The sequence below is a fragment of the Fulvivirga sediminis genome (assembly GCF_016757215.1).
GTDB classification, from domain to species: domain Bacteria; phylum Bacteroidota; class Bacteroidia; order Cytophagales; family Cyclobacteriaceae; genus Fulvivirga; species Fulvivirga sediminis.
The window spans coordinates 193640-218907 of sequence record NZ_JAESIY010000009.1; the positions used below are offsets into that span (position 1 = coordinate 193640).

Consider the following 25268-nt stretch of genomic DNA (forward strand, 5'->3'; position numbering starts at 1 on the left):
TATGTTTTTATCAGTAGATATAGGAAATACCAATGTAGTATTCGGTCTTCACAATGGCACCGAATGGACTCGCGTTTGGCGAATAGCCACTAAAGATGAAGCACAAGAGATGCTCGCTCACTCATTAGATAAGCACCTAGATGGAATCACCGTAGATGAAGTGGCTATTAGCAGTGTGGTTCCTTTTTTTACCCATGTGATTAATAGAAAACTTAGAGACAAGTTAAAAATAACGCCTTATTTAATAGGACCTAAAAGCTATGCTGCTCTTCCCATAGAAGTGCTACACCCTGATAACATAGGCAGTGACCTAGTAGCGGATGCCTTAGCTGCTTATGAGAAATACAAAGAAGATTGTATGGTAGTAGATTTTGGCACTGCACTAACTTTTACTATTGTATCTGATAAAAAAATAAGAGGGGTAAATATAGCCCCAGGATTAAAAACAGCTATGAAAGCTTTGGCCTCTAGTGCTGTTAAGCTTAACGAAATACCTCTGGAACTTCCCCAGTCTGTAATTGGTACCGATACCACTTCAGCCATACAGTCGGGTATACTATGGGGCTATGTAGGTCTGGTAGAAAAAATGATCGAACGAATAGAAAAAGAGCTCAATACCAAATTAAAAATAATAGCCACTGGTGGGCTTTCTAAAGTATTAGAGCCGCTACAAGATCAGTTTGATGCAATAGATCCTAACACCACATTAGAAGGCGTGCGGTTGATTTACCTGGCTAATAAAAACTAATTGGCTTCATTTATAATAGGTGCAAATGCCTGCACATATTGATCTATGAACTCATCGAGCCTTTTGAGGCGGTATTGCATTACCCACCTTGGGTGAGGCAGGGGCACAATCTGCTCAAACAGCTCATATTTCTTATTAAGATATTTGAGATAGCTAATATTCTTCCCCTTACCCAGGCTAAAGGCAGTAGGGTGAGCACCGAAAGCTATCTGTTTCCGTATTTCAGATACCATATAAGGCTCAATGGCTCTTTGAAGCTCTGGAATGTCATAATAGTTGAGGTTCTTACCATCTTTTACAAAACCCAGAGGTGAGACGGAAGTGAAATAGAAGTGTTTATAAAACAACTCACTGCCTCCCACGGCTTCAATCATTTGATAAATAAAACGTGAAGACAGTTCCGATTTTTTGTCAAAATCATTCTCAATGCTCAACACCTCCTCCAAACGAATCGGATCCGTAAAAGGAATACCAGTAGCCCCTCCTCCAAAGCGTCCCGGATTAATACCTATGAGAAAAGCTCTTTTATTGCTGTCATTAAAAAACTGATTATAAAAAAGACGGGTTACCCGTTGCACTTCCTCCTCAGCAAAAGGGTAAAGAATCTCTACACCCTCAGGCAAATTATCTGGCAACTTCAGTTCATCGTAATACTTTAAGATTTTCTCTGCATAGGTCATGCGGTAAAGTTAAGCATCTATTAAAACTTACCCATATGTAAAAAATCAAATGAGATAATACGCTCGAAATAAGTCAGTCAACAACAAAATACTCAGCAAAACAGTAAATTTAACTAACACCGGCTTAAAGGTGTGATTTGTTTAACAGAAAAAAACACTATAGCAGAACACTCCGGACTAATCATATAATTTTTCATTTTTTGAAACCCATGATTAAAATCCTCGTTACACCACACAGGTCATATAAAGACTCTAAAATAGAAGCAAAATATTGGGCTACAATAGTAAAATTAGCTTTTCTTTAACCATAGTCTAACTAAACTATAGCTAATTTGAGCACAGTATGAATTAATAACTTTAAGAAATTGAAGTTAAAAACGGATATGGGAAGATCAATGACACAATACCACAATCTGTAAAAGAAGACATAAAAATATATGCTATAATAGCCTATATAACGTTATATAAAAGTACTTCTTCGGACAATTAGTCTGAAAACATAAAGTTTGTTTTGTTTAGGTAAGAGGCTATCATGGGTTGTTCCTGATAGCCTCGCTTTTTTTAATATTTAAGGAGATAGATTCCACCTCTAATTTTTAGCCTGAGATAGACCAGAATATGATAACTCCAACTGGATCATAAATTGATGTAGGCTAAAATAGCCAAGGGAAAAGATTTATTTTTTCCTGAATGGTGACGTTTTTTATACAAACTATATTACAAGATATGACAGCACTTTTTAGCATAGTATTAATGATATTAGCCTTTCAGGTAATCATGTTCTTTGTTATTCGGGACAGAAGAAAAAAAGAAAAAGCATCCAGCATAGTTGAAAAATATCGCATTCAATCACGCTCAGATGCCTTTAGACTTTTACAGGATCCGGATATTCCAGAAATAGATCGTATTAAAATAGAGAAGGTTTATCATGCCTTTGCTTAATGCATTCCTTCTGTAGAAACTGCTTTGTTCTTGCCCGCTTTCACAAAAAGCACAAGCGGAGCACATATTAGAAAGAATAAACCTATATATAAAAATACATCCATATAACTCAATAGAGACGCCTGTCTCATCACCCCCATTTCAAACATTTGGTAGCCCTGCTGTAAGGCTAGATCTGGCGATGAACCTGCGCTTATAAACTTTTGCTGAAAGCCTTCTAATCGTTGCTGCACTAAGGGATCATAAGGATTAATATTTTTAATCAGATCAGCCCTGTACATAAAATTACTTCTGCTTATAAAGGTACTAATCAAAGCTATACCGAAAGAACCTCCCAACTGCCTCACCATACCTGTAAAAGCGGCTCCCTCTGCTATATTCTTACCCTTAAGGGTAGATAAAGCCAAGGTAGTAATAGGCACAAAGAGTAATCCTAAGCCTACTCCCCTAATCATTAGCAAAAAGAAAAAGTCCTCTGTGCCTGTATGAGGAGTTAAAATACCGTGTGCCCAATAACTATATAGGAAGAAAAGGGTAAAACCAGCGGCAATCAGATACTTCTGAGGTACTCCCTTTTGCAATAATCGCCCTACAATAGGCATCATAAAGCCGGTCATAATAGAACTCGGTACTAGTAAGAGGCCAGCGTCCAGTGCCGTCCACCCTAAAATAGATTGGGTGAAAAGCGGAATAATAAAGGTAGAACCATATAAACCAAATCCTAAAATAAAGGTAAAGATGGTTCCCACCGCCAGATTCTTATCTTTCAGCACCCTTAGCTCTATCACAGGATTTTCGATAGTAAGCTCGCGCCAAATGAGCAGGTAAAAACCTAGTACACCCGTTATCGTAAATACAACTATAATAGGCTCGGCAAACCAATCATGTTCTTGGCCTTTTTCTAATACATATTGCAACGAGCCTACAGCTACGATCAACAAGAAAATCCCCAGCCAATCTATTTCAGAGGCTTTTCTCTTACCTCCATAATTAGGACTAGAAACGTAGTTCAAAGTAAGCATGGTGGCTACAATACCAATAGGTATGTTAATATAGAAAATATAGGGCCAACTATAATTATCTACCAGATAGCCTCCCAAAGGAGGGCCTAAAGTAGGGCCCACTATAACCCCCATACCATATAGTGCCTGAGCCATCCCTCTTTTTTCAGGAGGATAGGCCTCTGTAATAATGGTTTGCGAAGTTACCAATAATGCCCCACCACCGAGACCTTGTATGAACCTAAAAGCAACTAACTCCCAAATGTTAGTGGCATTACCGCACAAAAAGGAAGTAAGTGTAAAAATTATTATCGATGCTGCGAAATAATTTCTTCTACCAAACTGCTGAGAAAGCCAGCTGGTAAGCGGCACCATAATTACGTTTGCAATGGCATAAGCGGTAACTACCCAGCCTACGTCATTCAAGGTAGCGCCCAGGTTTCCACGCATGTCATTCAGAGCCACATTTACTATAGTAGTATCTATGATCTCCAGAAGGGCACAAGTGATAGCGGTAATAGTAATAATTACCCGCCTGAAACCGTACTCTACCGTACTATTTTGTTCAAGCATAAAATTTTTCGCTAATTAATTAGTCGAGAGCGATTTCGGCTATCACATTCATACCTGCTCTAAGCCTATCTATATTCTCCTGTCCTTCTTCTAACTCTATTTTCACAGGTATTCTTTGTACCACTTTCACAAAGTTACCAGTAGCATTATCAGGAGGAAGCAGTGAAAATTTAGCTCCTGTAGCCCCTGCAATAGACTCTACCTTGCCTTTAAATTTAATTCCCGGCACTGCATCTACAGAGATTTCTACCTCCTGACCAGGACGAATCTTCTCCATTTGCGTTTCTTTCAAGTTAGCCACTACCCAGATATCATCATCTTCAACAATGGCAAATAATGATTGTCCTGCTTGTACAAACTGCCCCACTTCTACGTGTCTTTGAGAGATAACTCCGTTAATAGGTGCTGTAAGTATGGTGTAAGAGAGCTGAAGCTTGGCTAGATCTAACTGAGCCTTGCTCATTTTAACATTAGCTTCAGCCACACCTATATTATTAACTGAAACGTCACTAGCTGTTTGGTTAGCATACTTCTGACGAGAAGCTACCGACTTTTGCCTTTCCAGTACTTCAAGCCTTTTCTCTGCCGATTCTTTAGCGGCCCTTACTTGATCAAACTGCTGCTGGGTGATAGAGTGATCCTTTATGAGGTTTTCATATCTGTTATAATCCTGGGTGGCTCTCCATAGATCTACTTTAGCAGCTTCTATGTTAGCCTGCACTGTAGCAATATTGGCTTGCGAAGTACTCACATTAGCATTAGAGCTAGTAGCTCCTGACTTTACCACTTCCAGGTTAGCCAATGCGTTTTCATAAGCCGCCTCTGCCTGCACCACTTTTATCTGATAGTCTTTTGATTCTAATATTACCAGGGTATCTCCTTTCTTCACTTCCTGGTTATCATCAATATATACTTTCTCTATATAGCCAGATACTTTAGGAATTATCGGGCTAATATCAGCTTCCAGCTGAGCATCTTCTGTTTCTTCATAATGTAGGGAATGGATATATTTAAAAGCTCCATAAACAAGGCCTACAAGCACAATTCCGGCAAAAATAATAGGGAATAACTTATTACCCTTTTTATTATTTTGTTCCGGCTTTTCCATTGGCGTATTCATCTTTATTATTGGTAATTATTTTTCTATATTAACTTCTTCACTTAAAATTCCTGAGTCCTTAGCAAGCTGATAATAGCTGATGGTAGCATCAGCCTTAGCATGCATTTCATTCACCTGTGCCTGAAGCTGCTGCACCTGAGCCTCTAACACATCTGTAAGTAGGGCCACACTATTTTTATAGCTGTTATTGGTAATTCGGTAATTTTCGGTAGCCTGACTGCTGGCTACTTCTAAAGTCTGCAGCTTCTTGAGTTCATTCTGATAATTAGCATAATCTCTATAGATCTCGCGCCTCACATTATCCCACTGCATGTCTGCCATGATAGAAGCCTGATCAGCACGGGCCTGGGCCTGCTGCACATGACTACGCCCTTTATATAAACTTGAAAGATTATATTGAAGACCTAGCCCCACATTAACGGCGTTGGTAATAGTGGCCACATTGGGAATATGAGCATCGACATAGCCAGCAGTAAGTGCTAATGAAGGGTAGTAAGATCCCTTTGCTATTTTTATACTGTTATTAGCGGCAAGCTCCCTATTTTTACTAGCTTCGAGGTCGTTTCTCTGACCTCCTGCCTGCTCCATGTAGTAGGTAATTTCATTTACCTCATTAGCACTTAATTTCGAAATTTCTGCGGTATCAATTGTAATAATCGTAGCATCCTCCAATCCCAGAAGAATACCCAAGTTATAGTTAGCTACATCAATATTATTATTTACTTCTAACAGATTAAGCTCCATGTTACTTTTTTGAAGCTGGGCCTTGAGTAAATCATTACGAGTTATCACTCCATTCGCTTCCAAACTAGTAAAAAGCTTTACCCTTTCCTCAGCTTCGTTCAGACTCTGCTTTACGAGATTCTGAGTAGAAAGTAACTTGTAAAAGTTGTAGTAGGCGCTAATGACATTAAACACTACTTCTTCTTTTTCATTTTCTACATCTAGCTCAGAAGCCCTTTTCAAATACTCGGACATCTTCACCGCATTTCGAATTCTAAAGCCACTAAACAATGGCTGAGTAAGATCTGCCATTCCGTAAGTTACCGAAGAGACATCAGGAGTGACCGTGCTTCCCTCACCTTGCCCTTCACCTCCCAGGTGAGTTTCAATGTGTGGTTTATTAACTCGCATGTGTGCTCCTGAAATGCTCAATTCCGGATACTGATCCATTTTACTCTCTGAATATTTGGCCTCAGCTTCCTTTGCTGAAGCATAAGCCACCTTAAGCGACTTACTATTTTCTAAGCCCAGCTCTACGGCTTCTTTTAAATTCAAATGCTGTTCATCCTGAGCATACAGAGTAAAAGTAAAAAAGCCCATCAAGGCTATCAAACAACTCTTTTTCATACTACTTTTCTAAAAGATAACTACTTAAAATACTTTTTAAATGTCGTTTCAAACGTGGTTTTAGATCCTGCTCTTCTTTATTTCTAAAGATCAATTTCTCTGTAATTTTTCCCTGAGTACACTGATTGATCAATCCAAAAATGGTCATAATAACCATTTCTACATCGGCTTCTTTTTTAAAGACTCCCCCGTTCTGCCCATCTGTTACTACTTTCTTTATCTCATTCCAATTGAGTTCCAACCCATCCAATATTCTTTCGTGTAGATCATGCCTCTGACTGAGGCTTAGCTCTCTATGAAGCATCATATTAAACTTCTTATGTGATAGAATTCTATCCACATATAAATCAATTAACTTAAACAGCAATTCAATGGCAGGAATGTCCATTTTCTTATACTCCTCAATCCTTTCCCGAGTATAAAATAATCTTTTAGCAATAATCTCTTCAAGTAGACTTTCTTTTGAGCCGAAATAGTAAGAAATCATTGCAATGTTTACTTCTGCCTCTTGCGCCAGCTCCCTAATAGAAGTAGCATCAAAGCCTTTTTCAACAAAAAGCATATCCGCAGCTTTCAATATTTTGTCTTTAGACATAAGTTCAGTTTAAAACAAGCTTCAAAATTAATTAAACGTTTGTTTAAATTCAAACGATCGTTTAAATTTTAAGTTTCGCACAAAACGGATATAACCAAAATCGATTTGATCTTAAAACTTTCTTGAGCTTTGATAATTAATGCAATTCATCTTTAAATAGCCCTTTTACAATTAACTCTCATCATGGGCTTTAAAGCTTCTTTCATTTATCGTATACTTTTTCCAGAGAAAAGCCTAAATCATAGACTTAAAACCTGGACAGGCTGGCATCAACTAATCAGAGAAGTGCCAAAAGGGTATGATAATTTTAACTATGCCTTTGTCAACAAATAACTGAGCTCGCTTAACGGATGTGAAGTATGTGGCCTGAAGGCGATCTACGAACTTGAATGCCTCAACTGTGAAGTCAAAGAATGGAACGATGAACTGAAAGCACAATATCCATCTTAAGAAGAGTATATAAAAGAAGAACAAATTACGCTATTTCGGGAAGACGCATACCCAGAGCATATCGTTATTAATAACCATCCTATAGACGGCTTTGATCGTGATTCTAGTTGGAAACCTTTAATTACCCATCAGGATCAATATAAATAACAAGTAAACGATTAGCTCAACACATGTTCCATTTGATAAACATTTGTTAACCTCTATTTTTTGCAGCACTCGGTGTTTCATGCAAGTTTTGCACCAATGAAAGAACCTGATCTGATATTATTTAATAAAATCAAAAAAGGTAACAAAGAGGCCTTAGAAAGTCTTTTTGTGAAGTACTATTCATCTCTTTGTAACTTTGTAAATCACCTTATAACTGATCCTGAAAGTGCCGAAGAGATAGTGTCAGACGTATTTTTCTTAATCTGGGCTGAAAGAAAAAAGCTCACTATTCATTCCAACACAAAATCTTATCTCTTCACCATAGCAAGAAATAAAGCTCTTCTACATATTAAAAAAAGGCCGTTTATATCTGAAAATATAGATAGCGCCTTAAACACAGAAGATTTTAATAATCCGGAAACTCACCTACTATTCAACGAACTAAACACACTCTATCAACGGGCCTACGAGGCTCTACCAAGCCAATGTAAACTCATATTTAAGATGCACAAAATAGATGGACTTAAGTATGTTCAAATTGCTGAGGTTCTCAATATTTCAATAAAAACGGTAGAAAATCAGATGGGTAAGTCGCTAAAGCTCATCAGAGAAGCCATTTTAAGCTATCAATTAGAGAAAGATTAACATAGTGTTATCACAACCAATTTACTCTTAACAATTTCATAAACACCTCCTGATAGGGGTCTTACTGCCATAATTCACTCATGACATTAAACGATCTAATGTTTAATGCAAGAGATAGAAAAAATTATAGCTAAGTACTTGGCCAATGAAGCCTCTACCAAAGAAGTAGAGCAACTCTATCAATGGCTCTCTCATAATAGTGAGAACGCTAAAAAGCTAAATGATTATATTAAACTATGGGAACACAGATATAGGGACGAAAAATATTTTGACGCCGGGATAGGCTTAAGCAAACTCAATAATAAAATTCACCAAACGGACCGACTTAGCTGGCCTGTTTGGTTAAACACTGCTGCAGCTATAGGCCTACTGCTTATTTCTTCACTTATTCTCTGGCAAGTCTCTTCTTCAGGTGCTTTACACATTTCCACGATCGTCAAGTCCAACCCATACGGTCAAAAATCTACTTTTCAATTGCCTGATGGCTCCATGGTAAAATTGAATGCCGGCAGCTCATTGGAGTATCCGGAAGTATTTGATGACAACATTAGGTTAGTAAAATTAACTGGAGAGGCTTTTTTTAACGTGCAAAAAGATGAAAAGCACCCTTTCATAGTTGTCACCGGAGAGGTTAGCACCAAAGTACTCGGCACCAGCTTTAATATCAATGCATTTTCTAATGAGCCTGAGATCATAGTTACTGTGGCTACTGGTACGGTAAAAGTATCAGAGAATTCAGGAGCGCAATTAACGCTTAAACCGAATGAGGCCGCAGTATATAAAAAATCTGAGAAACTGCTTTCTGAAAAACCAGCAGATATAGAACAGACACTTGCTTGGAGAGATAACACCTTACTATTTAATAATGCGAGTATAGCTAGGGTGATTAATCAACTAATGCATTGGTATGGGGTAAGCATAATACTAGAAAACCAAGAGCTGGGACAATGTCATCTAACTGGTTCATTTAAAGAAGAAACTCTTCCTCACGTATTACAAGCACTGGAGTTGAGTACGAATATTCAATATAAAAAGCATGCGGACACTTACATTTTATATGGAAGCGGATGCCATTAATTCAATAATCTAAAATAATCTTTCTATCTGATAACTGACTAATGGGAACTACCTTAAACTTTATAATTCTATGAAGAAAATTTTACTGAAGTCTATGAAAATGCTCGGCAAATACCTGGTGTATGGGCTTATTATACAAGCACTGGTAAGTAACTTACTATTAGCAAGTACTACCTCAGCTCAGAGTGTATACAAGGTAAAAATATCGCTTAAAAGGAAGCAGGGAAAGCTTTCTCAGTTTTTTCAAGAAATAGAGCAGCAGTCTGAATATCGTTTTACCTATAGCAAAGACCGCATAAATTTACAAAAAGAGGTTAACATTAATAAGCCTTATCAAAACCTAGGAGAACTGCTCAGCCATATTACTAATCAGGGTGATATTATTATAAAGCAAATCAATTATAACCTGATAGTAAGTAAAGCTAAACCAACCCTGATTAATACCAGAGATGAAAGAGGAATAATAACTGGAAGAGTAACCGATAGTGAAACCGGTGATATACTCCCCGGAGCAACTGTAAAAGTGTCTGGAACTAACTACGGAGCCGCATCTAATACTGAAGGTGAATACAGCCTGAGGGTAAACAGTGGGGAGGTAAGTATTGAAGTGAGTTACATCGGCTTCCAAACTGTAACCGAGACCATATCCATAAAAGAGGGAGAAACAATAGTTAAAGACTTTACGCTAAAATCAAATACTCAGGAGCTGGATGCAGTAATGGTGGTAGGCATATTGCAAGGACAAGCAAAAGCTCTAAACCAACAAAAAACTGCTGATAACATAAAAAACATTGTAGCCGCTGAGCAAATTGGTCGATTCCCTGACCCTAACGTGGCCGAAGCACTGCAGAGAGTACCTGCTATCTCTGTGGAAAGAGATCAGGGCGAAGGTAGATATGTTTTGGTGAGAGGATTAGCTCCTCAGTTTACAAACATCAATATCAACGGAGCACAAATACCATCTCCAGAGGCCGGTGTTCGTTTTATCGCTCTTGATGCTATTCCTGCCGATCAGCTAGCATCTATTGAAGTTTCTAAAGCATTAACTCCTGATATGGATGGTGATGCTATTGGTGGATCCGTTAACCTAATTACAAGAACAGCAAAAACCAGAAATGCTTCCTTTAGCGGTAATCTCGTGGGTGGTTATAATAACCTGATGGATAAACCTAACGCACAGGGATCCTTGCAATACGGTCAGCGTTTTGGCAAGTCGGAGCAGCTGGGTATTCTATTAAACTCCAGCTATTATTTTACTGACAGAGGATCTGACAACTGGGAGAGGGATGGTAGTGAATTAGAGTTTAGAGATTATGAACTAACCCGTACACGCCTCGGTTTGAGCGGAACCATTGATTATCACTTATCAGAAAATAGCGAAATATATGTGAGAGGTATTTATAACCGATTCACAGATCGTGAGTGGAGAAGAAGATATGTCTTTGTGCCTAACGCAGATAACTCTCCTTTCGAGGATAATGAGATCGAAAGGTCTATGAAAGACAGGTTTGAGTCTCAAACAATTAGCAGTGTTAGCCTAGGTGGTAAGCATGCCTTTCCTAAGCTGGCTTTTGACTATGAAGTGTCCTATTCTGATGCCCAGCAAGATACTCCTTTTGACAATGAAGTTAATTTCATTGGTAAGCCAGACCAACTAAGCACCGACTTTAGTGATAGCAAATGGCCTGTAATGACCTCTGTTTTCGAAGATGAAGAGGCCTTAGTAAATGGTAGTACTTCTTACACTCCACAAAACGCATATCTGAATAATAATAACTACGAGTTTGATGAACTAGAAACAGGCAACACACTTGCCAAAGACCGTAACATAAGCGGCAAGTTTAATATTAATCTTCCCTATACGCTGGCCAACAACGAAGCGGCTCTAAAATTTGGAGGTAAAGTTAGGTTAAAGGACAAAAGCCTTTCCGTAACACAAAACACATTTGAATGGGAAGGTGCCGACGACTTACTTCTAAGTCAGTTTGAGGGTGGTTTAGTAGATCAACACTTCCTTGATGATCATTACCAGATAGCGGCTCATGCTGATATGGGAAAAGTATTGAGGTTTTTTAATGCCAATAGATCAGGATTTGCTCTGGATACAGAATCTAAAATAGAAGACGAAAACAGTGAATCATATGAAGCAGAAGAAGATGTGTATGCCGCATATATTATGTCAAAAATTCAATTTATAAAGCTGATGCTATTGGGTGGAGTTCGTTATGAACATACCAATGTTAATTACAAATCCAACTCTGTTATTTATGATGAAGACGGTGATTTTGACGAAGTATTAGCAGAAGAAGGCGGCACCAGCTATGACTTTATTCTGCCTCAGGTTCATTTAAAATACAACCTGAACAACACTACTAACCTGAGAGCCGCTGCCACCTTCTCTTATGCAAGACCTAATTTTGAAGACATAGTTCCTCAAAACGTTATAGAGCTTAGAGAAAGAGAAGGAACCATTGGTAATCCTAAGTTGGAGCCGGTAAGTGCTTTTAACCTGGATCTTATGGGAGAGAAATACTTCGGAACAATAGGTATTATTTCCGGAGGGCTTTTCTACAAAAGGTTAGATAATTTCATTTACAGCCGCACTAACTATCAAACCATTGATGATGTTACCAACATGCGCATTACCCAATCTGTAAACGGTGGTGGTGCAGATCTGGTAGGTATTGAAGTCGCTTATCAACAAAATATGACCTTTCTTCCTGGTAAACTTAAAGGTCTAGGCCTTTATCTTAATTACACTTATACGGCCTCTAACGCTGAGCTGATCAGAGAAGAAAACAAAGAAGAGATCAACCTACCCGGTCAGTCTAAGCATGTGGGTAACATATCAATCAGTTATGATTTGGGCAAGTTTAACACTCGCATTTCTGCTAACTATCGCGGTTCTTATTTACAAGAGATCGGTTCCGAACCAGATGAAGACATCTATTTAAGTGAAAGACTTCAGCTAGACTGGACGATGGGATATGCTATTAACAATAAATTCAGAGTGTTTGCCGAATTCCTTAACCTGACTAATGCTCCTTTTGAAGCTTATATGGGTAATGAAGATATGGTGATTCAAAGAGAGTTTTATTCTTGGTGGTCAAGAATAGGCCTTAAGTTCGACCTTTAATTTATAATGCTTTATAAAATGAAAAAATCAATAATATACCTTTTTCTCTTAGGCCTCGCTACTTTAAGTGCTTGTGATGATAGTGAACCAGACGTAGAGCCTAATGATGATAATTTCCCCTTCAGGCTAGTACTAGACGCTGAAGAAGGAGCCGCTTTGCCCGATGAAGAAGATTATGGTTTAGAAGTGAAATTCGCGGACTACATTGGAGAATTACCTCACCAACAAGTCAATTTGACCTATGCTTTTACAGATACGGAAGGCAGCTTTGTAGACAATGTTTCTATCAGTAAAGTAACATATAAAGTAGAAGATGGTGATTGTGAATATGAGCGTGAGCTCCCCTTTGTAGAATCAACAATTATATTGATAGTAGATGAAGACCTGGGCACAGTACCTGAAGAGTTTGAAATAGAATTTGCCCTTCCTGGCGCTGATGATACTGAAGGAGGTTTCACTTTTGAAATAACAGAACTTACCTCTCAGGCTGATGTTTTACTCAACCAAGCCGCTACGTTTGAATATGAAGTGCTAGAAAATGATGTAGCTGGTGCCTGGGTTTTAGATCTTAATTCAGAAGATGAATTCGAAGCCTTTAAATCAGTTTTAGGAGCTATAAATGAAGATTTAACCAACCTTTCTTTTGCTGACATAACCGGTGCTGTATCATTGGAATTTGAGTTTGAAGAAATGAAAATAGAAGTAGAACTTCAAAATCCTGAGATAGAAGAAGTTTGCGAAGAAGGTGAAATAGAGCAAGAAGAAACTCACCTTGAAATAGAAGGTGAATACGAAGCTGAAGAAGGTGAGTTGGAAATTGGCGGAGACCACATCATCACAGATGACGGTGTAGAAGAAGAGTTGGAATATCTAATAACTGCTTCCTACACTATCAATGGAGAGGAACTGGAAATCACTTTCTATCAAATTATTGATGAAGATCAGTATGAAGAAGGAGATGAACTTTTCACTTCAGAAAGTGGCATTACTTTCACATTTATTAAAGACTAATTTTTTAATCCCATACAATAAAATTTAACCAAATGAATATTAAACTAAGTATTTATACAGCATTAGTTTTATCCTTAGGTTGGGCATGTAACCACCCTAAGCAGGAGCAAAAGGAAGATATAGAGGCTAAAGAAGTAGAGCAGGAGGAAATTTCTAAAGTAACTCCAGATGTAACTACCGAGCTGGTAAAGCATGACACTGATGATCCTGCCATCTGGATAAATCCGGAAAACCCGGAAGAAAGCCTGATTGTAGGTACAGATAAAGGTGGTGATGATGGAGATGGTGCTTTATTCGTTTTCAATTTAGAAGGCAAAATTCTTAGAGATAAAACCATTGAAAATATCGCTCGTCCTAACAATGTAGACATTGCTTATGGCCTAAATCTGAATGGAAAAGCAACTGATATAGCCGTTTGCACTGAAAGATATACTAATTCATTACGAATTTTCTCTTTACCAGAAATGAAGCCTGTGGATAACGGAGGCATTGAAATCTTTAAAGGAGAAGAACTAAGAGGCCCCATGGGAATATCTATGTACACTGATCCTGCTACTGGAAATATTTATGCCATAGCAGGTAGAAAAGATGGCCCTAAAGATGGCACATATCTATGGCAATACCTTTTGGAAGATGATGGTAATGGCAATGTAAAGGGCACGTTAGTGAGAAAGTTCGGTTCTTACGCTGGTCGTGAAATAGAAGCCATAGCTGTAGACTCAGAAAAAGGCTATGTTTATTATTCTGACGAAGGAGTAGGTGTGAAAAAATATTATGCCCACCCAGACAGCTCTAATGTAGAACTTGCTCTTTTCGGAAACGGAGACTTATTCACAGAAGATAACGAAGGCATTTCTATCTACAAACATGATGATGGTACTGGCTATATAATAGTTTCAGACCAGGCTGCCAATATATTTCACTTTTTTACTAGAGAAGGAAGTAATGGTAATCCTCATGAGCATAAGCTAGTAAAATCATTATACGCCTCCACCTTAGAAAGTGATGGTAATGAAGTAACAAGCGTGGCCATTGGAGAAAAATATCCTGAAGGCTTCTTTGTAGCCATGTCTGACGACAAAACCTTTCAGATCTACGACTGGCGCAAAGTAAAGCCAGAAGAAGCTCAAATAACAGCTCAGAAATAAGACATTCCTTGTTTGCCCCATAAGGGTGGCCACTTTCATTGCAAATGGTCACCCGGGGTTTACCACCCCTTACCGCCGTTCTCTAGTACTGCCACCACATAGTTGAATCCTACTCACAGGTTAACACACAACTCAATTAATTATTTCACATACTATTGGAACTAAAACAGACCAAATAGTATTCTTGGAAACGGCTAGCGTTCTAATTAATAGAAGAGATAAATCTAGGAAAAGGCACTATATAAGCCTTAGCTTGGCAGAAGCGTTTGCATACTGCCAAATATTTCAATGTTATGTTGGGCAGATAATAAAATAACTTTTGAATAGAATTCGTATGAAACAAGCCTCTGGGTGTCTAAAGGATAATATATCATCCATTATGACTATATGGAAAGAAAGCGTAACAAACAAGGTATTTGCTTCTAACCAAGCTAATAACATAGAGTTATATGATCACCTTCCTAATATTATTAATGATATTGCCGATATTCTAGAGAGATATAGTGAATTTAAAAATGAAGCTGAAATCTCTGATGACACCACGTATAATGAAATACTCACCAACAGCATTAACCATGGTAGACATCGTTCCGCAAGTACTTCATATACACAAGGACAGGTAGTGCATGAATATATCATCTTTCACCGGACTTTAAGTGATTTTCTAGCACAAAATAACCTACTCAGCATCCCAGTTTCTAATTTATTAAAATATGTAATTGAAACATGTATCTTGAAATCCGTAGAGTCCTTTACTCAATCTATTCAAAAGATGCAGACAAAGCTAATGGGCACATTAGCGCATGACATACGCAATCCTCTCACTGTAGCTCTGCTTTCAGCAGAGATGATGGAGAAAAACTTAGATGATGAGACCTTTATCAAGTTACAACGCACATCAATTAGAAGCATTAAAAAAACACTCAAACTTGCCGAAGGACTGCTTGATACCATAAGTATAAAATCAGGAGAAGGCATGATGCTAAATTTCACAGAAGAAAACATCTTGCATGATATAGAATGGATCTATAAAGAAGCGCAAGACATATATTCTTGTGAAATAATTATGGATGTCCCTGATCAGGGTATAATAGGAATTTTTGATGGTACGGCTATTCGTAGAATGCTGGAAAATCTCATTACCAATGCTATTAAATATGGTAATGCTAGCTTACCCATAACCATAAAAGTAAAAGATGAGGCAGATGTAGTATGTATAAGTGTGCATAACCATGGCAATCCCATAGCTAAAGAAAAACAGAAAGAGATATTTAACTTCCTTAAAAGTAACGGGTCGCCCACAGACATGAGAATAGCCAGCTGGGGAATGGGCCTTACCTTGGTACAAATGGTGGTATCAGCACATGGCGGAGAAATTTCAATCGAAAGTAATTCTGATAAAGGCACCACTTTTACTGCTAAACTTTATAAGTATTACAACCAAAAGGGCAAAAAAAGAGCCGGTCTTGCTTTTGCCTAGTCAAGAAAAACTTATTTATGAATAGCTCACATCATGCTTTACTTAACAACTCTCGGTGTATAAAGCTATTTTTATAAATTAGCCTCTAAGTTTATTTAAAATGATGAAACAGCTATCTTTTTTCTACTCTGCGCGGTAAGCTGTATGGCCAAAGGACAAAAAATCTCTCATTTTGAAAATCAATATTTTTCCCGAACGGGTAATATCTAAAAGGCCCAGCTGGAATCCGGCCAATTGTAATGGAAAGCCTGTAAAAACAAGCATAGTGCTGCCTATTACTTTTCAGATAAACTAATAAAAAGGAAATAACTATCTATTATATCGGTTAACATAAAACAAACGAAGGTGCCTTTTGCCACCTTCGCTCTACATTGGTTTATTCTAATATAATTCTCTTCGAATGAACAGCTCCTTTGCTATCCTTAATCTGTATATAATAAATACCGCTGGGTTTATTCGATAAATTTATTCTAACAGATTCCAGATTGCTATAATCCATTCTATAAATTTCCGTCCCGTTAGCATCAAACAACTCCATCTGAAACTCATCATCAGAATTCATAAATTTTACATCTACCATACCTGTAGTAGGGTTAGGAAATACCTGTAAAAACTCTTCTCCAATAGCATCAGCATTGACAACATTATCTTGCACATACATTAATGTATTTTCAGCTATTGCTGCTCCTGCTGCGGGTACACCTGTAGTCGCTTTAAACACTGCACCATAAGCCACGTTAAAACCGGAAGATAAAGTAATAGACGAAGTTGCTATTGCTTCCCCCGACTCATTATCGGCCAAGCTGGCACCACCGGCAAGATTAAGGTTAGTAACTGCTGTCCTATAATTACTCACAGTAGGTGCTGTTGCGTCTAGAACACGGGCGTTGTCACTAGTTGAACTATTTCCCATGGCTCTTCCTCCGTAGGAAATATCAGGGTTAGACCAATATTGAATACGAGGACAATTACAGTAATTATTATAGGCCATAATTGTTCTCCAGTTTCCAGGACTAATATAACCATGTCCATAAGCAAAAGGGGAAGTGTTTGGGTCAACTTCTGAATTATGTCTGCAACCATGAAGATGAGCTATCTCGTGCGCAAAAGAATAATATCCTAAAACACACTCATAATGCACTACACAGAAGGCACTGTTTGCATTGGAGCCAATGCCTGATGCAACACCGCAGTAGTCATCGTTATTAATAATAAGAACGCCAACATCAGCAGAATAATAATTTCTATAAGAATGGATCTCATCCATATACCCATCAGAAGTAGATATAAATCGATCAAGATCTCTTTCTGAAGAAGATGACTCATTATAACCAACTTCTATATTTACTGCCAATTTTAACCTGTGCGCAACATTACTATTGATGAATGACTGATTAGTTTCACTAATTGCTTCTTGCAGAAAAAGAGTAATATCACTGTATCCAAGGCCAGCAACACCCGACTCTGCTGAAGAGGTATAAGCTACAAGTACTCTGATTACTGTCTCAGCATTTTGTTTGACACTACCCGCATTACCTGTCATGTCATATACTTTCTGCTTGGCACCTTCAGGATGATCTGGTGGGTAAGAAGCGGGATTAATCTCATAAAACGTAACAGCTCCAGTACCAAAAGGAGAGATAGAATAGGTTCTTCCACTCACAAATAGATTTCCGGCCATTTCGCCTTTTGAATATACTAGCACCATGTACCCCACACCACCCTTTTCATGTCCGTGCCAAGAAAAATCATCACTATTTCTAATGTCTAATTCATCTAGAACAAATTCGAACTCTTTGCCTTGTATATTAATAAGCAGCTGAGAAGCTTGTAAAGCATCTGTATTGAAATTCAATACTTGCACTTGTTCACCTACAGCTTTTCTACCTACATTCTCCAAAATTTGAGCAGATTTACCATCAATAGTATTTCTCTGCTGAGAAAATTCAGTAAATAACCGCTGTTGCGCCATTCCTGTTATCGATACGAAAAATACCGATAGCAAGGCTAAATTTAGAATAATTAGTTTTTTCATAGTCTATTACTTATTCACCTCTTTAAGTAATTTTTCTATCACAACCTGCTGCTCTTTGATTGATTCAACCAACACAGGAATTAAAGACGTATAATCGACTCCTAAATATCCATTTTCATCCTCATATACGAGTTCAGGAAATATTTTTTGTAACTGCTGAGCTGAAAACCCTATTCGATTTCTATTTCCCTCTTCTGGCACCACAGATTCTTGTTCCGTGCCTTCAGGAGTCATACGAGCTACTTTTATATCCGAATTATATTGATAGCCAATACTTTCCAGTTGCAAGAGTTTAGATAAGGAATTTTTCAGAGGCTCCACATTCTTCTTCAGTCTAATATCAGAAGTAGTGATAAAACTCATAGCTCGCACATCACCTCCCACATCTAACCTATATGAAGGTGAAGAATTGTTAATACCAACTAAGCCCGAAGAGGTGAATAAAACTCTTGTTGGGTAACTGCCTGAGCTAGTATTTGACCGAAAGTACAAGCTGGGATTATAATCAAAAATTGTATAACTGCTTAAGGTAGTTAGGCGCATACGATATCCGCTATCTCCAAAGTTACCAATATAAAGATCTCGATTTAGCGGAATATTGCAATCTCCACTAGAGTTAACGCTGAACTGCGCAAATAAAATTGAAGACGCCATTGCCAGAAATAAAGTCAAAAGTAATTTTTTCATAAGAAATAGATTTAGGTTGATTGAATATCAGAAATATACAAGCATAAAATCATATATTATAATAACTTAATTCATTATAATAAGGTATGAGATAAAATAATAAATTATACATATTTTATATATATTATTAATTACCATAGCCTCACTGATAGCATTTTACAATTATTAATAATTTTCCTGCGTGCAACTTAAATAGACTGTAATTACCATAATACTCAATAAAATGATTAAAATTATCACTAATATTACACAGCAGTAAGAGGAGTTTTATACAGAAAGCACCATGTCTATCCCCTATCACCCTACAGTTGCAGGCCATAGTATCAATGTACATCTCATCACAGAATATCTGGCGTTTTTCATTGCCTTCAGGTACTACCTTTATTTGAGAAAACGATCTTATGATGCGATTTCATCCAACAACAGGCTCAGTATAATTTTAGGTGCAACTATAGGTGCCTTGGTAGGTTCCCGGCTCATTGGATTTTTAGAAAATCCCCTTTTTGACCTTTCTTGGAAAGATATTATCACCTTGTGGAATTTAAAGACAATTATGGGTGGCCTATTCGGTGGCCTCTTAGGTGTAGAGCTGACGAAAATGATTATTGGTGAAAAGCAGCGCTCCGGTGATCTGTTCACTTTGCCTATTATCTTAGGTATTTTCATAGGCAGAATCGGTTGTTTCTTATCCGGAACAGACGAATTTACCTATGGATCAGAAACCTCATTTTTCACCGGCATGGATTTAGGAGATGGCATAATGAGGCACCCTATCGCCCTTTATGAGTTAGTTTTTCTTATCATCCTTTTTATCATTATCAAACATATTCAAGACAGGAAAATCTACAGAAGCGGTATGGTTTTTAAAATTTTCATGATCAGCTACTTCGGCTTCAGATTCATGATTGAGTTTATTAAACCAAATCTATTCTTTGTGCTCGGCCTGAGTAGTATTCAATGGTTATGCATTGTTTGCTGGGCCTACTACTTACCTTATAATAAGGTTAAAAGCATAGGGAACAGTCTTCATCTTAAATTATAATTCTCTACCAAATTCGATGGTTATTCGCTTACAATCAGCGCCTAACTCATATTAATGTCTTGTAATTTTATATTTTTTAAACCAACTGCATTTCAATTGAAATAGTGGGCTTTTTTAATTTTCATAATGAAATACTATTTTTTCAATGTACTTATAGCTTGCTGCTTAACCGTGGCAGGCTGCACTTCACTCTATGCCCAAAATGGGTATACTACTTTACTTCCGGAAGGATATATTCCTTCTGATTTCACGCAGAGTTTCTCTCTGCGGTATTTAAATTCAACCTCCTCCATCTCTAAAGAAGATAAGAGATACGTTAGAAAAGGAAAAAAGAAGTTCTACTTAAAAAGTAGCTATAGCATCAATGATTTTTTGCTAAGTGGAAAAGTTCTGTTTAACGATCCTATTAGTAATTATCTCAATGCTATTCTTGCCGAAGTTTCTAAAAATGATCCTGACATAGATGATTCTAAAGTTCATGTTTACGCTGTAAAATCAGCTATTCCAAATGCTTTTGCCACAAATTCTGGAATCATTTTCGTAAATATAGGTTTGATCACAAAACTTCAAAATGAAGCTCAGCTGGCCTTTATTCTGTCGCATGAAGCCACTCATTATAAAAAGAAACATGTTATTAACAACTATATCAAGAATATTGAAATAACCGAGGGTAAAGGTTCTTTTAGGAAATTTTCTAATGACGAGCAAAACATTGCAAAAAGCTCATACAGTAAAGAGCTAGAAATAGAAGCTGACTCAGAGGGACTTATTAGCTACATAAAATCTAATTATGCTAAAGATAGTTCTTTAATTCAAGTTTTCGATATCCTACAAACGTCTGATCAGCTTTTGCTCGACCAACCCTTTGAATATGAGTTTTTTGAACATGGAGAATATATATTCCCTGATGACTACAAAGTCACTGATTTTGAGGAATATACTTCAGACGAAGATTACGATGACAGCGAGAGTACACACCCCAATACTGCCAAAAGGAAAGAAAACATTAAAACCCTTTTAAATAAATACGCAGTAGACGGTGGAACAAAGTATATCATATCGAAAAACAGCTTTGACAACACAAAGAAGCTTGCCACATTAGAACTATGCCGCCAATTCTTGCTAAATCATGATTATGATAACGCTCTTTATTTGGGCTATAGCTTGTTGAGTGAATACCCTGACGAAAAGTACTTCATAGAAAAAGTAATTGGCAAAGCGATGTACGGTATTACTTATCGCGAAGGCCTCAACCCTGATAAAGTCGTTGTTTCTAAAGAAATTCAAAAAATAAGGCATTTATATAACGAAATGTCTGAGGAAGAGAGAAAAATATGGGCCATCCAATACCTATATAAAATACACTTAGCTCATCCAGAAGATGAAGAAGTAAAACTCATGATAGAAGATTGTATAGCCAGGCTAGTCAAAGTGGATAAAACCATGCGAGACAAACTATTTAAAAATGGAACTGACAAATGGAAGCAAGCCTATTATACTTATGCATTCTCTGAATTCGATAATCAATCTGCCCTTAAGCAATGGTTTGAAAAGTACACGCCGACTGATAAGACTGAAAGCAAGAAAAAAAGGAGACGTAAAAAGAAAAAACAGAAGGGGCCTAAAGTAAGCAAAACGATATTAGCTAACCCTTCTTACATTAAAATTAATAAGAAGAAAAAAGACGCTGCCAGATATGCGGATAGTGAAGATGTATTGGAAGACTTAGGTAAAAAAATCAATAAAGTAAGTAGTAAGTTATCTATGAAAGTGGATCAGCTAGACATGAGCCATCTGGGCAGAAATGATGTAGAAACATTTAATGACAATGCTATCGTAAATGAGTGGTTAGGCGAAAAATTTATAGGTTCAGACACATCAATGGTAAGTCCTATTCATAATGAAGTCATACGAGTAGCAGACAAGCATAACACGCCCTACCTAACATGGATAGGGGCAATAACGATGAAAGACAAGGTGCATGATAAGGGGTATGCGATTGCTTTAGCGTTGTTAGCTCCATCTCTTATACCATACACTATTGTTCACCTATTATCTCCAGAAAAGGAAACACTCTACATTTCATTCACTATGGACGTAAAAAGTGGACAGCTAGTCTCCAGCGACATTAGAAGTATGCAAATAAAGGATAGCAAATCTCTCATGCACTCCAACCTCTACAACACCTTCTTCAAACTTAAACATGGCAGAAAATAATGAAATCAATTTTTTTAACTACCGCCTTACTTCTAAGTGTAACATTTTTTTCAGAGGCGCAAGTACCTGGATTTATGGGAAAAAGAGCTTCGTTTAGCTTGAATTTAAATCCTACTCCCGCTCTTATCAATCAAAATGAAAACAATGTCATCATCTTCAATATTGATGAGAATTCGCGAAGCACAAAGCAAAACTATTTGGCTTTCAACTATCGCCCGCAAGTAAGTTTTGATTATCTGGTTGGGAAAAACCTCTCATTGGGTATTGACTATAAATTATTAACAACCGGAACAACAAGAGCTTATGAAGAAGAGCCAGAGAAAGAAAATGACTATGAGCATTTACATAACGATGACGTTTTAAAAGGATCTTCTCTCGGCCTACATATAAAGTATTTTCTACATAAGAAATCTGGCTCCATTGCTCCTATTGGTTATTATCAAACTTTAGGGTTAGAATATGCAACCCTGAACACCTATGATGATAAAGATTCTGACGAAAAACTGTTCGTTAATGATTTTAAACATTTCATATTAACCTATGAGGCCGGTAAGCAAAATGTATTTTTTAACACACTACTTATCAGTTATGGAGTAGAATTCGGTTATGCATTCGTGCCTGGCAATTTTATGTTTGAAGAACCCCAATGGACGATACAAGAGGAATCTGGGTATAACGTGCACAGAAGCTTATTTGGTTATTATGTCTTCAGCTTCAAACTGGGCATTGGTTCTTTACTTTTCTAATCTCAAAATTTCATCCAAATTGAAAAACATATTTATCTACCTTATCACTTTTCTACTACTTGCTGCATGCTTTCAAGAGCAGGATAACCCATTAATTGATTCAGCAAGAATTATAAAAGCTACCTGTAACGACGGCATCTTAAATCAAGATGAAGAAGACATAGACTGCGGGGGAGTTTGCAAGATATGTAGGCCGGAAAATTGTTCAGAGCAATTGGAATCAAATTCCCTTATTATAGATGGTGAAAGATATACGTTCCAAGATTTATATGTGAGACACTATTTCATTCAAAGCGATTACGTTATAGCTGCCACAAAAAGTAATGGTAAGAACAACTTTAAACTCTCAATCCGTTTTGAAGGGTACTTACCTTATAATTCCAAAAAATATGATATAACGGAAAATTTTCAAGGCGAAGAGTCTACAGCTTACATGGAACTAATTGGCGATGAATTTTCCAACGATTATTATGCATACAGCGGAAAGGTGTACATAGAAAAAACCGATAATTACTACATCATAGAATTTTGTGATGTAAAACTCAAAAATGAATATAATAACGAGATCAATGCTTCTGGAAAACTGATTCATGATTAGTGAAAATAAAACAGTACGTTTTAAAGCTCAAACTCACCGTTATGTAAATGGCTATCATGTATACCTGATAGCCGTTGACATAATTTTGGCAATCGAAATAATTTTGCGATTTTTAGAATAAAAAAATGCCAGTCAGAAAATATACATATTACGATTTTACGCTTAGCCTGTGTCCGGAATGCTTGAAGCGAATTGATGCTAAAATAGTATTTGAAGACGGCAATGTATTTATGCTCAAAAGATGCCCTGAACACGGCAACTCTAAGGTACTCATAGCTGATGATATAGAATATTATAAAAATATAAGGAATTATAACAAGCCATCAGAAATGCCGTATCAGTTTAATACCAAAACACACTATGGCTGCCCGTATGACTGTGGCTTGTGCCCTGATCATGAACAGCATTCTTGTCTTACTGTGGTAGAAATAACTGATAGGTGTAACCTTAGTTGCCCTACCTGTTACGCAGGCTCCTCACCCACATATGGGCGTCATCGCACGCTAGACGAAGTGAAAGCTATGTTAGATGCCGTAGTGAGAAATGAAAAAGAGCCTGATGTGATACAATTAAGTGGTGGCGAGCCCACTATTCACCCCCAGTTTTTTGAGATTCTCGATTACGCCAAATCTTTGCCCATAAGGCACTTGATGGTGAATACCAATGGTGTACAAATAGCCAAAGATTTTGAGTTTGCAAAAAGGTTAGCTACCTATATGCCTGACTTTGAGCTTTACCTACAGTTTGACTCATTCAAAAATGAAGCCCTACAAACTCTGAGAGGTGCCGATCTTTGGAAGATTAGAGAACAGGCACTAGAACATTTAAATGAGCTAAACCTATCAACCACGCTAGTAGTAACCTTACAAAAAGGTCTTAATGATGACGAAATGGGTAAAACCATTGACTTCGCTTTAAAACAGAAATGCGTAAGAGGAGTTACATTTCAACCTACACAAATTGCTGGTAGGCTAGATAATTTCAACTCAGAAACAGATAGAATAACACTTACTGAAGTCCGCCGGAAAATTTTAGAGCAAACACCTATCTTTAATGAAGATGATCTCATACCAGTACCTTGCAACCCTGATGCCTTGGTCATGGGTTATGCCCTCAAATTAGGAGATGGAGTATTTCCTCTAACCCGATATATTAATCCGGCAGATCTGCTTGACAATAGCCGTAACACGATAGTTTATGAACAAGATGAGCACCTTCAAGGTAAAATGATTGAGCTCTTTAGCACGGGTAATTCCGTAGATGGCGCTACAGAAAAGCTTCATTCTATTCTCTGCTGTCTGCCGCAAATAAAAGCACCTTCTTTGAGCTACAACAACCTGTTTAGAGTTATCATAATGCAGTTTGTAGATGCACACAATTTTGATGTAAGAGCAATTAAGAAGTCATGTGTTCATATTGTGGATAAAAACAATAAAATCATACCTTTTGAAACCATGAACCTCTTCTACCGAGATGATAAAAAAGAATATTTAAAACAACTTCAAAATCAGGAAATATGATACTTGTAGATAACATGAACCTAAATGGTTTAATATATTTTTTCGCAGCCATCATATTTGGCCCTCCTTTATTACTGGCCATTATTGGGTTTGCTGTTAAGAGAAATAGTAATAAAAGCGCTAAAGTACTTTTTACCTTGAGCGCTCTTTATTTACTCGTTGCTGGAGGGATCTGCGGAACTCTCTTGGCAGGCTAAATCAAGCTCTATCAAAAGCATTTTTACTAATGAAGATGAAATTCAAGCACTTGACTTGCATTCTCTACTGATATAAAGAAGACTGTGTGAATCTGATTTAATGATTGCCTTTGATAAAGCCTC

21 protein-coding genes are annotated in these 25268 nt (G+C 37.3%); 14 read left to right on the forward strand and 7 right to left on the reverse strand.

The features are described 5' to 3' along the window. Window position 1 precedes the first annotated feature (1 nt). Window positions 2-748 (forward strand): type III pantothenate kinase, encoded by a 747-nt coding sequence (locus JL102_RS16985; RefSeq protein ID WP_202245631.1) that lies wholly within the window; start codon window positions 2-4, stop codon window positions 746-748. On the opposite strand, the gene JL102_RS16990 is transcribed toward JL102_RS16985, so the two are convergent. Continuing rightward, entirely contained in the window at window positions 745-1428 is a 684-nt protein-coding gene (locus tag JL102_RS16990; protein ID WP_202245632.1) for a uracil-DNA glycosylase family protein, read from the reverse strand. The two genes, JL102_RS16985 and JL102_RS16990, sit on opposite strands and share 4 nt — an antisense overlap. A 726-nt stretch (window positions 1429-2154) precedes the next feature. On the opposite strand from JL102_RS16990, the gene JL102_RS16995 reads away from it, so the two are divergent. Then, a complete protein-coding gene (locus tag JL102_RS16995; RefSeq protein WP_202245633.1) occupies window positions 2155-2370 on the forward strand; it encodes a hypothetical protein in 216 nt (71 codons plus the stop codon). On the opposite strand, the gene JL102_RS17000 is transcribed toward JL102_RS16995, so the two are convergent. From JL102_RS17000 to JL102_RS17015, 4 genes are read right to left on the reverse strand one after another with little or no spacing between them, the layout of a single operon-like run. Beyond that, window positions 2367-3944, reverse strand: a complete 1578-nt coding sequence (locus tag JL102_RS17000) for a DHA2 family efflux MFS transporter permease subunit (RefSeq protein WP_202245634.1) — start codon at window positions 3942-3944, stop codon at window positions 2367-2369. The genes JL102_RS16995 and JL102_RS17000 overlap by 4 nt on opposite strands. A gap of 19 nt (window positions 3945-3963) precedes the next feature. After that, window positions 3964-5052: an HlyD family secretion protein gene (locus JL102_RS17005; protein WP_202245635.1), complete on the reverse strand. Its 1089-nt coding sequence runs from the start codon at window positions 5050-5052 to the stop codon at window positions 3964-3966. Between the two features lie 27 nt (window positions 5053-5079). Continuing rightward, window positions 5080-6414 carry a TolC family protein gene (locus tag JL102_RS17010; RefSeq protein ID WP_202245636.1) on the reverse strand — a complete coding sequence of 445 codons (1335 nt, stop codon included), beginning with the start codon at window positions 6412-6414 and terminating at the stop codon, window positions 5080-5082. Window position 6415: 1 nt separating this feature from the next. Further along, window positions 6416-7009 carry a TetR family transcriptional regulator gene (locus JL102_RS17015; protein ID WP_202245637.1) on the reverse strand — a complete coding sequence of 198 codons (594 nt, stop codon included), beginning with the start codon at window positions 7007-7009 and terminating at the stop codon, window positions 6416-6418. A gap of 693 nt (window positions 7010-7702) precedes the next feature. Between JL102_RS17015 and JL102_RS17020 the strand changes: the two genes are divergently transcribed. The 6 genes from JL102_RS17020 (at window position 7703) to JL102_RS17045 (ending at window position 16103) form a co-directional block, all read left to right on the forward strand. Then, window positions 7703-8251, forward strand: a complete 549-nt coding sequence (locus tag JL102_RS17020) for an RNA polymerase sigma-70 factor (protein ID WP_202245638.1) — start codon at window positions 7703-7705, stop codon at window positions 8249-8251. A 105-nt stretch (window positions 8252-8356) separates the two neighbouring features. Next, on the forward strand, window positions 8357-9328 hold the full coding sequence (locus JL102_RS17025) for a FecR family protein (RefSeq protein WP_202245639.1): 972 nt from the start codon (window positions 8357-8359) through the stop codon (window positions 9326-9328). A gap of 70 nt (window positions 9329-9398) precedes the next feature. Next, on the forward strand, window positions 9399-12464 hold the full coding sequence (locus JL102_RS17030) for a TonB-dependent receptor (RefSeq protein WP_202245640.1): 3066 nt from the start codon (window positions 9399-9401) through the stop codon (window positions 12462-12464). An 18-nt stretch (window positions 12465-12482) separates the two neighbouring features. Beyond that, on the forward strand, window positions 12483-13475 hold the full coding sequence (locus JL102_RS17035; protein WP_202245641.1) for a hypothetical protein: 993 nt from the start codon (window positions 12483-12485) through the stop codon (window positions 13473-13475). Window positions 13476-13507: 32 nt separating this feature from the next. Next, complete coding sequence (locus JL102_RS17040) at window positions 13508-14623, forward strand: phytase (RefSeq protein ID WP_202245642.1); 1116 nt, start codon at window positions 13508-13510, stop codon at window positions 14621-14623. A 334-nt stretch (window positions 14624-14957) separates the two neighbouring features. Beyond that, the gene (locus tag JL102_RS17045; RefSeq protein WP_202245643.1) at window positions 14958-16103 is read left to right on the forward strand and encodes a sensor histidine kinase; all 1146 of its coding nucleotides are present in this window, start codon (window positions 14958-14960) and stop codon (window positions 16101-16103) included. A gap of 376 nt (window positions 16104-16479) precedes the next feature. On the opposite strand, the gene JL102_RS17050 is transcribed toward JL102_RS17045, so the two are convergent. Continuing rightward, the gene (locus tag JL102_RS17050) at window positions 16480-18138 is read right to left on the reverse strand and encodes a zinc-dependent metalloprotease (protein ID WP_202245644.1); all 1659 of its coding nucleotides are present in this window, start codon (window positions 18136-18138) and stop codon (window positions 16480-16482) included. 6 nt (window positions 18139-18144) lie between these two features. Further along, window positions 18145-18825, reverse strand: a complete 681-nt coding sequence (locus JL102_RS17055) for a tail fiber domain-containing protein (protein ID WP_202245645.1) — start codon at window positions 18823-18825, stop codon at window positions 18145-18147. Window positions 18826-19108: 283 nt separating this feature from the next. Between JL102_RS17055 and JL102_RS17060 the strand changes: the two genes are divergently transcribed. The 6 genes from JL102_RS17060 to JL102_RS17085 all read left to right on the forward strand — a co-directional run bounded on the left by JL102_RS17060 (window position 19109) and on the right by JL102_RS17085 (window position 25145). Then, entirely contained in the window at window positions 19109-19867 is a 759-nt protein-coding gene (locus tag JL102_RS17060) for a prolipoprotein diacylglyceryl transferase family protein (protein ID WP_202245646.1), read from the forward strand. Between the two features lie 126 nt (window positions 19868-19993). Continuing rightward, window positions 19994-22084: a M48 family metallopeptidase gene (locus JL102_RS17065; RefSeq protein WP_202245647.1), complete on the forward strand. Its 2091-nt coding sequence runs from the start codon at window positions 19994-19996 to the stop codon at window positions 22082-22084. Continuing rightward, window positions 22084-22830, forward strand: a complete 747-nt coding sequence (locus JL102_RS17070; RefSeq protein ID WP_202245648.1) for a hypothetical protein — start codon at window positions 22084-22086, stop codon at window positions 22828-22830. Before JL102_RS17065 ends, JL102_RS17070 begins: the two co-directional genes overlap by 1 nt. A gap of 19 nt (window positions 22831-22849) precedes the next feature. Further along, on the forward strand, window positions 22850-23428 hold the full coding sequence (locus tag JL102_RS17075) for a hypothetical protein (protein WP_202245649.1): 579 nt from the start codon (window positions 22850-22852) through the stop codon (window positions 23426-23428). Window positions 23429-23553: 125 nt separating this feature from the next. Further along, window positions 23554-24948 (forward strand): radical SAM protein, encoded by a 1395-nt coding sequence (locus JL102_RS17080; RefSeq protein ID WP_202245650.1) that lies wholly within the window; start codon window positions 23554-23556, stop codon window positions 24946-24948. Beyond that, entirely contained in the window at window positions 24945-25145 is a 201-nt protein-coding gene (locus JL102_RS17085; RefSeq protein ID WP_202245651.1) for a hypothetical protein, read from the forward strand. The genes JL102_RS17080 and JL102_RS17085 overlap by 4 nt, the downstream gene beginning before the upstream one ends. Window positions 25146-25268 lie beyond the last annotated feature (123 nt).